Origin of the sequence: Parenemella sanctibonifatiensis, assembly GCF_002250565.1 — a bacterium.
GTDB classification, from domain to species: domain Bacteria; phylum Actinomycetota; class Actinomycetes; order Propionibacteriales; family Propionibacteriaceae; genus Parenemella; species Parenemella sanctibonifatiensis.
The window spans coordinates 17,394-28,676 of the sequence record NZ_NMVJ01000010.1; the positions used below are offsets into that span (position 1 = coordinate 17,394).

Below are 11,283 nucleotides of genomic sequence, written 5' to 3' on the forward strand. Positions count from 1 at the left end.
GGGCTGCCCATGCAGGCAGCCGAACCGACTGGCGTGTTCTCACTCGCCTGGCTGATCATCGCGTTGCCGCTGGTCGTCAGTGGTGTGTTGCTGCTGCTCGGCTCGTACGCCAAGAGCTTCGCCCACTACCTCGCCACGGCTGCCGTGCTGGGCAGCTTCGGCTTGGGCGTGGCGATGTTCGTTCAGCTGCTCGCGGCCGCGCCCGAAGCGCGTCAGGTCAACCAGACCCTGTGGGACTGGTTCTCGACCGGCAACTGGACCATCGAGGTCGGCCTTCAGGTCGACGTCTTGTCGATCCTGTTCGTGCTGCTCATCACCGGTGTCGGCTCGCTGATCCACATCTACTCGATCGGCTACATGGCTCACGACGAGCGCCGGGAACGGTTCTTCGCCTTCCTCAACCTCTTCGTCGCCGCGATGCTGCTGCTGGTGCTGGCCGACTCCTACATCGTGCTCTTCGTGGGCTGGGAGGGCGTTGGTCTGGCCTCCTACCTGCTGATCGGTTTCTGGCAGCACAAGCCGTCCGCGGCGGCCGCCGCCAAAAAGGCCTTCGTCATCAACCGTGTCGGTGACGTCGGCATGTCCATCGCGATGATGCTGATGCTGGCCTGGTTCGGCAGCACGGCGTACGCCGATGTCAACGCCGGCGCCGCCAACCTCGGCCCGACGGCGACCCTGCTGGGTCTGCTGCTGCTGGTCGGTGCCTGCGCGAAGTCGGCCCAGGTGCCGCTGCAGGCGTGGCTGCTGGACGCCATGGAAGGTCCGACCCCGGTGTCGGCGCTGATCCACGCCGCGACCATGGTCACGGCCGGCGTCTATCTGGTGGTCCGCTCGGATGCGATCTTCTCCCAGTCCGAGACCGCCACCACCGTGGTCGTCATCATCGGCACCATCACGCTGCTCGCCGGCGCTTGGATCGGCTGCTCCAAGGACGACATCAAGAAGGTGCTCGCTGGCTCCACCATGTCGCAGATCGGCTACATGATGGTCGCCGCCGGCATCGGTCCGGCAGGCTACGCCTTCGCGATCTTCCATCTCATCACCCACGGCTTCTTCAAGGCGAACATGTTCCTGGGCGCCGGTTCGGTGATGCACGCGATGAACGACGACGTGGACATGCGCCGCTTCGGTGCGTTGGCCCGGGTGCTGCCGATCACCTTCGGCACCTTCGCCTGCGGCTACCTGGCCATCATCGGCTTCCCGTTCCTGTCGGGTTACTACTCGAAGGACCACATCATCGAGGCGGCCTTCGAGCACAACGCGGTGGTGGGTTCGCTGGCCATCCTCGGTGCCGGCGTGACGGCCTTCTACATGACCCGGTTGATGTTCATGACCTTCTTCAGCGCCAAGCGTTGGCGTGAGGGTGTCCATCCGCACGAGTCACCGGCCTCGATGACCGTGCCGCTGATCATCCTGGCGGTGCTGTCGGTGGCTGCCGGCTTCGTGATGAACAGCTGGATCGGGCACTGGCTCGAACCGATCGGTGCCGAGGTCCACCACGAACCTGCCATCTTCGCCACCAGCCCGGTCGCCTTCGCGACGCTGGCCGTGGTAGCGATCGGCGTGGTCATCGGGTGGCTGGCGTACGGACGCGGGGACCTCCCGCAGAAGCAGCCCCGCACCCGCAACCCGTTCGCGGTGATCGGTCGCAACGACCTCTTCGGCGATGCCATCAACCACGGTGCCGTCGTGGCTCCGGTGATGGGTCTGGTGCGCGGCGTGACCGCGGTGGACGACGGATTCTTCTCCGGCGGCCTCGACACCAGCGCCGCGGCGACCGGCGGACTGTCCAAGGCGATCGGCAAGCTGCAGAACGGTTACGTCCGCAGCTATGCCCTGACCATGGTGCTGGGCGGCCTCGCGGTCGGCCTGGTGCTGATCATCGGCCGGTTGGCCTGAGGGGATCGACATGTTTCCTGTGATGCTGACGATTCTGGGCGCGGTGCCGTTGGTGGGCGCGCTCGTGGTGGCCTTCCTCAAGGGGGCCACGGCCCGCTGGGTAGGACTGGGCTTTGCCGTGGTGACACTGGCGCTGGCGGTGTACGCCGCGGTGACCGGGTCCGATGGCAGCCTGGACGGTGCGATCCAGTGGATTCCGATGATCGGCGCCCACTTCGCGCTGGCGCTGGACCCGCTCGCGCTGGTGATGGTGCTGCTGACCGTGGTGCTGGTGCCGGTGGTGCTGATCGCCACCTGGGACGACCCGGACCACCACGCCCATCCGCGCGGCGAAGCCGACCCGGAGCCCGGCCGCCGTTCCAAGCTGGTGCCGCAGCAGCGCTTCGGTGGCGTCGCCTTCGTCAGCCTGGCGCTGGCGTTGGAGGGCCTGGCGGTGCTGGTCTTCATGGCCTCCGACGTCTTCCTGTTCTACCTCCTCTTCGAGGCAACGCTGATCCCGATGTACTTCCTCATCGGTGGTTTCGGCGGCGCGAAGCGTGCCAGCGCAGCGGTGAAGTTCCTGATCTTCTCGCTGGCCGGTGGTCTGCTGATGCTGGCTGCGGTGATCGGTCTGTACGCCGCCTCCGCCGGTCAGGGCAGCCCCACCTACCTGATCTCCGAGCTCGCTCAGACCGGCATCGACGGCAACGTCGGCCGCTGGTTGTTCGTGGGCTTCTTCATCGCCTTCGCGGTGAAGGCGCCGATGGTCGGCGTACACGCTTGGCTGCCGGCGGCGGCTGAGGAATCGACGCCGGGCGGCGCGACGCTGCTGACGGGCATCCTCGACAAGCTCGGCACCTTCGGCATGATCAAGATCTGCCTGGGGATCTTCCCCGAGGCCAGCCAGTGGGCGACCCCGCTGATCATCATCTGGGCCGTCATCTCGATCCTCTACGGCGCGCTCGCCGCGATCGGACAGCGGGACCTGATGCGCTTCGTTGCCTTCACCTCGATCAGCCACTTCGGCTTCATCGTGCTGGGCATCTTCGCGCTGACCACCCAGTCGCTCACCGGCGCGATCTTCTACATGGTCAGCCACGGCCTGTCGACGGCGGCGCTGTTCCTGGCGGTCGGCTACCTCACCAAGCGTCGCGGCTCCCGAGTGGTCGCCGACTTCGGTGGCGTACAGAAGGTCGCGCCGATCGCCGCCGGCGTCCTGCTGGTGGCGGGACTGTCGACCTTGGCGCTGCCGGGCATGTCGAGCTTCGTTTCCGAATACATGGTGCTGGCCGGCACGTTCGGCCGCTACCCCTGGGCCGCCGCGATCAGCGCGATCGCGGTGGTGCTGGCAGCTGTCTACGTGCTGCGTACCTATCAGCGGACGATGACGGGGCCGGTGACCGAGCAGGTCTCCGACACCTTCACCTCCGACCTGTCCGGGCGGGAGAAGCTGGCCATCGGCCCGCTGATCGCCCTCATCCTCGTGCTCGGCTTTTTCCCGAAGCCGATGCTCGACGTCATCACTCCCGTGTCGCAGGAGATCCAGCAGCACGCCGGAGTCACCGACCCTGAGCCGAAGGGGGCCAACCGATGAGCCCGCTGTTCCTGAGCCCACTGCATGCGGTGCTGCAAACCAGGCTTCCCGAGCCTGCCATCAGCGACCTGCAGCTGGGACTGCTGCTGCCGATTCTCTTCCTGCTCGGCGGGGCGTGCATCGGTGTGCTGGTGGAGGCGCTCGCGCCGCGTGAGGCACGGCACGGCCTGCAGGTCGGCCTGACGCTCATCACCATCGTTGCCGCCCTGGTGGCGACCGTCATGAACTGGTCCGCCGGTGTCGGTGGCCTGGCCGGTCTCGGCTCGATCATGGTGGACGGACCGGCGTACTTCAGCTGGGCCGCACTGCTGATCTTCGGTGGGCTGGCGGTTCTGCTGATGGCCGAGAAGAAGGTCTACCACGGCGTCAGCGCCTTCGCTTCCAACGCCGCGGCCCCGCCCGGGTCGCCGACGGAGCGGGAGGCGACCGCTGCCCGCATCGAGCTCACCGAGGTCTATCCGCTGGTGCTCTTCGCGCTGTCGGGCATGTTGATGTTCCCGGCCGCCAACGACCTCGTCACGATGTTCATTGCGATGGAGGTGCTGTCCTTCCCGCTGTACATCCTGTCCGCGATGGCGCGGCGCCGCCGACTGCTGTCGCAGGAAGCCGCGATGAAGTACTTCCTGCTGGGCGCGCTGTCCTCGGGCTTCTTCGTCTATGGCATGGCGCTCACCTATGGGTACGCCGGGTCGCTGGACTTCGCCGCCATCGCCGCGGCAGCCGCGCTGCCCGAGTCCGACGGGATGATCCTGGCCGGGATGGCGCTGATGGGTGCGGCGTTGATGTTCAAGGTCGGCGCGGTGCCCTTCCACTCCTGGACGCCTGACGTCTACCAGGGTGCCCCGACGCCGGTCACCGGATTCATGGCGATCTGCACCAAGTTTGCCGCGATGATCGCGCTGCTGCGGCTCTTCTTCGTCGCCTTCGGTGGCTACCGCTGGGACTGGCAGATCATGCTCGCCGTCGTCGCGGTCGCCTCCATGCTGATCGGCTCGATCATGGCGATCGTGCAGACCGACATGAAGCGGCTGCTGGCGTACTCCTCGGTGGCGCATGCCGGCTTCCTCATGACTGCAGTCGTGGGCGCCAGCGTTGCCGAAGAAGGCTCGGTCGCTCAGCTCGGCTCGGTTTCGTCGGTGCTGTTCTACTTGGTCACCTACGGCTTCGCGACGTTGGGCGCCTTTGCCATCGTGACGATGGTGCGGGAGGGCAACGGTTCCGAGGCGACCCGACTGGACCAGTGGGCCGGCCTGGGACGTCGCAGCCCGTTGGTCGCCGGCATCTTCACGGTGCTGATGCTGAGCTTCGCCGGCATCCCGCTGACCGCCGGTTTCATGGGCAAGTGGGCCGTTTTCGCGGCCGCCTGGAGCGGCGGCTACGCTTGGCTGGTCGTGGTTGCGGTGCTGGTCAGCGTGGTGGCCGCCTTCATCTACCTGAAGGTTGTCGTGGCGATGTGGTTCAGTGATCCTGAGGGTGAGGTTGGCGAGGTCGTCGTCCCGGGCTGGGGCACCGCCGTCACGCTCGGCATCGGGCTGGTCGCTACCCTCGTGCTGGGCGTCGTGCCCGGACCGGTGTTGGAGCTCGCAGCCCAAGCCGGTGGATTCCTGAGGTAGGAGAACTTGGCCACCACACGCGAGGACCTGGACCGGATCTGGGAGTCCTGTCTGGCTGACATCGAGCAGCGGCTGATGGACATGGCCGCTGCTCGCAGTGACCTCATGAATCAGGCGAGCCAGCACATCATCAAGGCTGGCGGGAAACGGTTCCGGCCCGGGCTGGTGGTGCTGGCCTCCCAGCTGTCCGGCGACGCGCCCAGGGAGCGGATCGTGGACGCGGCCGTGGTGGTGGAGCTCACCCACGTGGCCAGCCTCTATCACGACGACGTCATGGACGAGGCCTCCGTACGCCGCAGCGCACCGAGCGCCAACGCTCGCTGGTCCAATTCGATGGCGATCTTGGTGGGTGACTACCTCTTTGCCCGCGCCTCTGCGGTCGTGGCACAGCTGGGCCCCGACTACGTCGCGCTGCAGGCCGACACTTTTGCCCGGTTGGTGACCGGTCAGATCAACGAGACCACCGGCCCCGCTGACGGGGTTGACGCCTTCGAGCATTATCTCGCGGTGTTGGCTGACAAGACTGGCTCGCTGATTGCCGCCTCGACCGTCTTCGGTGGCATGGTGGCGGGGCTGCCAGCCGAGCAGCTGGAGGCATTGGGCCAGTTCGGAGAAGAGATCGGGCTGGTCTTCCAGCTCAGCGACGACCTGTTGGACGTCACCTCCGACGTGTCGGGCAAGTCTCCCGGCACGGACCTGCGCGAGGGTGTCCTGACCCTGCCGACGCTGCTCGCTCTGGAGGACGAGTCCGAGGCGAACGCCCGGCTGCGGGAGCTGATCAGCGGCCCGGTCAGCGAGGAAGACCTGCCCGAGGCGCTGCGACTGCTGCGCCAGCACGGCGCCATCGACGCTGCCCGTGAGTCGATCGCGGCCCGGGCCGAGAAGGCCCGAGCCCACCTGGCGGCGCTGCCGGCCGGCGCCGCCCGCGATGCGTTGAGTGAGATGTGCGACTCGGTGGTGACCCGCTCGGTCTGAGCTCTGGCGAACGGGTCCGTCAAAAGGTTGAGTCGCGGATCGTACGACCGACTGCTGGGCCGGCAGGTACGCCGGGCAGCGGCCGCCGACGACGCCACCGACTGAGCCGGCGTACGCACCCGATCCGCCGGACGGGCACAACTACAGCTTCGCGTGGTTGTACGCCCGATTTCGGCGATCTGAGCTGCATTTCCTCAGTGCGCTGGGGCTTCGCCGGCTGGGTAGCTGATCGAGTGCCGCAGTGACCAGCCGTCCTCGCGGTCCGTGATGGTCACCTCGACGAGGCCGTTCTCGTCGACGGTGTAGCTCTCCTCCATCAGCGGCCCGGGTCCGGTCCGGTGCGCCGGCGCCTCGGCCGACACCGGTGCATGTCGCAGGGCCCGGTCGAACGGGATGACGACGTCGGCGAAGGGCGCGATGTCCCCGGTGGGCATGCCTGCCGGGTCCAAGTCGGCGTACTCGACGAAGCGAAACCGGCCGATGTCGTGCTGGGGCCGATAACGCCGCGTCTGTGCCGGTCCGCCGACCCGAGCCTCGCGCCCCAAGATCGGATCGAAACTGACCCGCTGGCCGCCCTCGGCTTCTCGGAACACCCCGAAGCCGCGCGACAATCGTTCGGTGAGGCTGAAACCCGAATCGGGGTCGGCGGCGATGGCCAACCCGATCGCGGTGGAGGCTGACGGATGCGGTGACCGGTGGATCCGCTGGCCGAATCGGTCTCGCAGCTGGCGGGCCACCTGCGGCAGCCCGGAGGCGCCGCCGACCAGATAGATGCCGGCGACCGACGTGTCGTTCAGGGAGTCGCCGACCAGACCGGTCATGGTGTCGATGCTGCGATCGACCAAGGGCGCCACCGCGGTGGCGACGTCGGTGATCGGGATGGTGATGAGGTCGTCGTCGACCTCGACCACGATCCGGCGGGTCTGCGGCTGGATCGCTTCCTTGACGGTGCGGCACTCATCGAGCAGATCCGGCGAGGCGCGTACGCCGGGCGCGGCCAGTCCCGCCAGCGCGGCGTCGAAGTCGTCGCCGCCGAGCCGGTTGTCGCCGCGGGAGTCGAGCACCTCGTGGCGGCCGCCCGCGACCTGGATCAGCGAGGCGTCGAAGGTGCCGCCGCCCAGGTCATAGACCACCACCTGGTCCCGGCGGGAGTTGAGGGTGCGCGGCTGCCGATGGGTGTATTCGAAGCCGGCCGCTGACGGTTCGTGCACGATGCCCAGCACCGTGAAGCCGGCTTCGGTGAAGGCGCTCAGCGTGAGGAAACGTTGGACGCCGGGTGCATGAGCCGGGGTGGCGATCATCGCTTCCAGCGGTTCGTCGGCGGCGTCGGGAAGGGCCGCCAGCAGGGCCTGGCGGACGTGTCCCAGAAAGCCTGCCAACAGGTCGGCGAGGCGTTCGGGGCGACCGCCCACCTCGATCACGGTGTCGGCGGTGACGGCGGGATCGGCGAAGTGACGTTTCAGGCTGCGCAGTAGCGGCGTACCGGACTGCTGGTGGGCAGCGAGCGCCGCGAAGCCATAGCGCAAGGCACCGTCGGCACCGCGGGCGATCAGGCTGGGGATGTGGTCGACGGCGTCGGAGTTGAGGTCGGTGAAGCTGACGACCGGATAGTTGCCCCGGTCCACCCGCGCGACTCGGGTGCGGGTGGTGCCGAAGTCGATGCCCAAGCGCATGGCCGCAGCGTAGATGCCCCGGGTGAGCAGCGGATGAACAGCCTGCGCTCGGATGAGCAGACTGCGCGGCGTACGGTCAGGCGCGCATCAGGCTGGGGTGGTTGGCCGGTGCCATCGCGGCGGCGATCGGGCACTCGAACATGTCGATGTCGCCGTGACCGACCTCGTCGATGTGACGCGCCACCTCGACGTAGCCCTGCCACAGCGTGGTCGCGTGGTAGTCGATGCCCTGCTCGCGGCAGAAGTCCTTCACGATTGGGACCACTCGGGCCAGGTTGGGGCGCGACATCGACGGGAAGAGGTGGTGCTCGATCTGGTGGTTCAGCCCGCCCATGAGGAATGAGACCACCGGGCCGCCGGAGATGTTGCGGCTCATCAGCACCTGACGCCTGAGGAAGTCGATCTTGACGTCCGGGCCGACGGTGGGTCGGCCGATGTGGTTGGTGGCGAACACCATGCCCAGATAGAAGCCGAAGACCAGCTTGTGCACCACCAGGAAGGTGATCGCGATCGCCGGCGACATCGCCCAGAAGGCGAAGATCGTCATCCCGGCGTGGTGGATCGTCAGCAGCGCCAGCTCCAGCCACCGGTTCTTCACCTCGCCGCGGGCAAAGAGGTGCTTGAAGGAGTTGACGTCCATCTGCAGTCCCACCAGGGACACGATCGGGAAGAAGAACCAGACCTGACGGCGTCGCATCCAGCGTCCCAGCCGGGTCTGCTCGTCACTCGGGGTGAAGGCGACCACACCGTTGTCGATGTCGGAATCGACGCCCATCTTGTTGGGGCCGCCGTGGTGTCGGGTGTGCTTCTTCTTCCACCAGCTGATGCCCAATCCGACGAAGAGGTTGGCGACCACCAGTGCGACACCGTCGCTCCAGCGGGCGCTGGTGAAGATCTGCCGGTGGGCAGCATCGTGGCCCAGGAAGCCGAACTGGGTCATCACCAAGGCGATGCCGACTGCGATCGCGATCTGCCACCAGCTGTCGCCGATGAGAGCAGACAGAGTCAACAACCCGGCACCGACCAGCGTCAGGGTGATCAGCAGGGTCCAGTAGTAGGCGTACGAACGCGCGAACAGACCCTCCTGCTTCACCGTGGCCATCAGGTTGGCGAACGGGTTGCGGCTGGTGCGCCGTGGGGCGGCGTCGGGGCTCGACGTGGTGAGCAGCTGGGTCATGCAGCAATCGTGGCCGCGACAGCGCCCAAAAACGTCACTCCCTCGGTCCGACCTGGACCCCTACCCGGGAGTGACTAGTCCCCGGCTGTGACAACTCCGGACTCGTACGCCGCGACCACGATCTGGGCGCGGTCACGCAATCCGAGCTTGGCGAGCACCCGACTGACATGGGTCTTGACGGTCTGTTCGGCGACAAAGAGCTCCGCGGAGATCTCGCTGTTGGACAGGCCGCGAGCGACCTGCCGCATCACCTCCAGCTCCCGCTCGGTGAGCTCCTCGAGGCGTACCGGGGCGTGCTGCCGGTCCGGGCGCGCGACGAACTCGGCGATCAGCGAACGGGTCACAGAGGGGGACAACAGCGCCTCGCCGGCGGCCACCACGCGTACGGCGTGGATCAGGTCCTCCACCCGCGCATCCTTGAGCAGGAAGCCGCTGGCGCCGGCCCGCAGTGCATCGAAGACGTAGTGGTCGATGTCGAAGGTGGTCAACATGATGAGCCGGGGGGAGTGGTCCGGCAGCGCGGCAATCTGGCGGGCCGCTTCCAATCCGTCCACCTCGGGCATCCGGATGTCCATCAGCACGACATCCGGGTCAGTGCTGGTGACCAAGTCGATCGCGCGACTGCCGTCGGCGGCCTCACCGACCACTTCCATGTCGGGCTGGGCCTGCAGCAGCGCCCCGAAGCCCTTGCGCACCATCTCCTGGTCGTCGATGATCACCAGCCTGATCGGCCGGTCCAGCGGTGCGTCCACCAGCTTCCTCTCCACGATGATGCGGTCACTCCCAGGTATGACGGCCGCGCTCCACCCGGGAGTGATGCACGACCGCACGCTGCTGCGTAGGTTGGTGACATGGTCACCAGGACGAGCAACGGCGGATCCGGATCCGCCCGTGGTGACGCCGAGCCTACGGCAGCCGGCCAGCCCGGAGAAATGGTTGGACGATCGCTGCCCGGTGCGGCGATGGTGGCACCAGGGAGGCGGCGATGAGAGCACCGGGCGTTCGCGGGGGCGACCCCGGCAGTCAGCCGTTGCCGCGCTGGTTCCAGATGTTGATGCGCCATCCGGGTGAGCCGTTGGCATCCAGGCGGGTGATCGTGGTGGTCGCGATCGGCGCCGCGGTGGTCCTGACCGTGTTGAGCGCGGCCCTGCTGCCCACCATCTATCCGGTGCCGGTCGCTCTCGCCTTCGCCATCTCGGCGCTGCACTCGGCCGGTCTGTTGTTGGCGCTGGTACGCCCCTGGTGGTCGGTGGCGGTGACGGCCCTGAGCATCGCGGTGGTGGTGCCGCTGACCGCCGGCGACCACGGCTTCCCCTGGCCGGTGCCGGTGGTGTCGCTGCTGGCGGTGACGGTGACCTGTCTGCTGCTGGCGGTACGCGAGCCGTGGCCGGTGGCCAGCTCCGCGGCGGCGCTGTCAGTGACCTTGGCGACCGGTTGGGGTGTGCTGCTGGGCGACCCGGCTGACGGGCAGCCGATCTCGGGCAACCTGGTGACGCTCTTCTCGATTCTGATCCTGGTGATCGCCTTCGGTGTTGTGATCCGCCTCTGGGTCGCGAGCCGGGCACGCGCCATCGAACAGCAGCAACGCGCCGAGGCTGAGTCCGAACGGCGTCAACTGGTCGAGGAACGCAGCCGGATCGCCCGGGAACTGCACGACGTGGTGGCCCACAGCCTGTCGGTGATCTCGATCCAGGCTTCGACGGTGCACTACCGGATCGACGGCGTGGCGCCCGAAGTGGTGGCCGAGTTGGACGACATCACTGCCTCGGCTCGTGAGGCGCTGGTGGAGATGCGGGTGCTGTTGCAGGTGCTGCGGCAGGACGAGACGAGCCAGGATCTGACGCCGGAGCCGACCCTGAGCCGAATCCCGGATCTGGTCGAGAGCACCCGGCGCAGTGGGCGTACGGTCCACTTCGAGACGAGCGGCAACGTCGACGAATCGGTCGTCTCTGACGTCAACTCGCTGACGGCGTACCGGATCGTCCAGGAGGCGCTCAGCAATGCGGTCAGGCATGCCCCCGGCAGTGAGATCTCGGTACGCCTGGCGGTGACTGCCAACAACCTCACCATCACCGTGGAGAACACCCCGCCGGACAGCGACCCGCACCTGACCGGCAGCGGGCTGGGCCTGCGGGGGATGCGGGAACGCGCCGGCGCAGTCGGCGGCACGGTCCGCGCCGGCCCGACGCCTGAGGGTGGCTGGGCGGTACGCGCGGTCATCCCGCTGCGGCGCCCAACCCGCTGAGGCTGCCCGGTCCGGTCGTCTCGATCGGCGGTTGTGACGGCTCAGGTCTCGGTTCGCGCGCACCACGTGCAGTCGATGCCGTGGGACCCCGGTTTCGAAGGGTTGTCGGGAATGGACTGCACGTGGTG

Annotated in this window: 8 protein-coding genes; 5 read left to right on the forward strand and 3 right to left on the reverse strand. The window is 67.6% G+C overall.

Annotated features, from left to right (window positions below; all coding sequences use genetic code 11):
* Positions 1-9: 9 nt before the first annotated feature.
* The 4 genes from nuoL to CGZ91_RS11890 all read left to right on the forward strand — a co-directional run bounded on the left by nuoL (position 10) and on the right by CGZ91_RS11890 (position 6,060).
* Positions 10-1,899, forward strand: coding sequence for an NADH-quinone oxidoreductase subunit L (gene nuoL, locus CGZ91_RS11875; protein ID WP_094455774.1), 1,890 nt, complete (start codon positions 10-12; stop codon positions 1,897-1,899).
* 10 nt (positions 1,900-1,909) lie between these two features.
* On the forward strand, positions 1,910-3,472 hold the full coding sequence (locus CGZ91_RS11880) for an NADH-quinone oxidoreductase subunit M (RefSeq protein WP_094455458.1): 1,563 nt from the start codon (positions 1,910-1,912) through the stop codon (positions 3,470-3,472).
* Entirely contained in the window at positions 3,469-5,085 is a 1,617-nt protein-coding gene (gene nuoN, locus CGZ91_RS11885; protein WP_094455460.1) for an NADH-quinone oxidoreductase subunit NuoN, read from the forward strand. Before CGZ91_RS11880 ends, nuoN begins: the two co-directional genes overlap by 4 nt.
* A gap of 75 nt (positions 5,086-5,160) precedes the next feature.
* Entirely contained in the window at positions 5,161-6,060 is a 900-nt protein-coding gene (locus tag CGZ91_RS11890; protein WP_094455776.1) for a polyprenyl synthetase family protein, read from the forward strand.
* A 194-nt stretch (positions 6,061-6,254) separates the two neighbouring features.
* On the opposite strand, the gene CGZ91_RS11895 is transcribed toward CGZ91_RS11890, so the two are convergent.
* The 3 genes from CGZ91_RS11895 to CGZ91_RS14665 all read right to left on the reverse strand — a co-directional run bounded on the left by CGZ91_RS11895 (position 6,255) and on the right by CGZ91_RS14665 (position 9,662).
* Positions 6,255-7,733 carry an Hsp70 family protein gene (locus CGZ91_RS11895; RefSeq protein WP_094455462.1) on the reverse strand — a complete coding sequence of 493 codons (1,479 nt, stop codon included), beginning with the start codon at positions 7,731-7,733 and terminating at the stop codon, positions 6,255-6,257.
* A 76-nt stretch (positions 7,734-7,809) separates the two neighbouring features.
* The gene (locus CGZ91_RS11900; RefSeq protein ID WP_094450723.1) at positions 7,810-8,910 is read right to left on the reverse strand and encodes a fatty acid desaturase family protein; all 1,101 of its coding nucleotides are present in this window, start codon (positions 8,908-8,910) and stop codon (positions 7,810-7,812) included.
* A gap of 74 nt (positions 8,911-8,984) precedes the next feature.
* On the reverse strand, positions 8,985-9,662 hold the full coding sequence (locus CGZ91_RS14665) for a response regulator (RefSeq protein WP_267490245.1): 678 nt from the start codon (positions 9,660-9,662) through the stop codon (positions 8,985-8,987).
* A 233-nt stretch (positions 9,663-9,895) separates the two neighbouring features.
* Here CGZ91_RS14665 and CGZ91_RS11910 point away from each other — a divergent pair, with 233 nt between their 5' ends.
* The gene (locus CGZ91_RS11910; RefSeq protein ID WP_094455464.1) at positions 9,896-11,155 is read left to right on the forward strand and encodes a sensor histidine kinase; all 1,260 of its coding nucleotides are present in this window, start codon (positions 9,896-9,898) and stop codon (positions 11,153-11,155) included.
* The last annotated feature ends 128 nt before the right edge of the window (positions 11,156-11,283 follow it).

Bases quoted from the DNA above. Each gene is read 5' to 3' on its own strand.
- nuoL (WP_094455774.1), top strand. From the start codon at position 10: ATGCAGGCAGCCGAACCGACTGGCGTGTTCTCACTCGCCTGGCTGATC.
- CGZ91_RS11880 (WP_094455458.1), top strand. From the start codon at position 1,910: ATGTTTCCTGTGATGCTGACGATTCTGGGCGCGGTGCCGTTGGTGGGC.
- nuoN (WP_094455460.1), top strand. From the start codon at position 3,469: ATGAGCCCGCTGTTCCTGAGCCCACTGCATGCGGTGCTGCAAACCAGG.
- CGZ91_RS11890 (WP_094455776.1), top strand. From the start codon at position 5,161: ATGGACATGGCCGCTGCTCGCAGTGACCTCATGAATCAGGCGAGCCAG.
- CGZ91_RS11895 (WP_094455462.1), bottom strand. From the start codon at position 7,733: ATGCGCTTGGGCATCGACTTCGGCACCACCCGCACCCGAGTCGCGCGG.
- CGZ91_RS11900 (WP_094450723.1), bottom strand. From the start codon at position 8,910: ATGACCCAGCTGCTCACCACGTCGAGCCCCGACGCCGCCCCACGGCGC.
- CGZ91_RS11910 (WP_094455464.1), top strand. From the start codon at position 9,896: ATGAGAGCACCGGGCGTTCGCGGGGGCGACCCCGGCAGTCAGCCGTTG.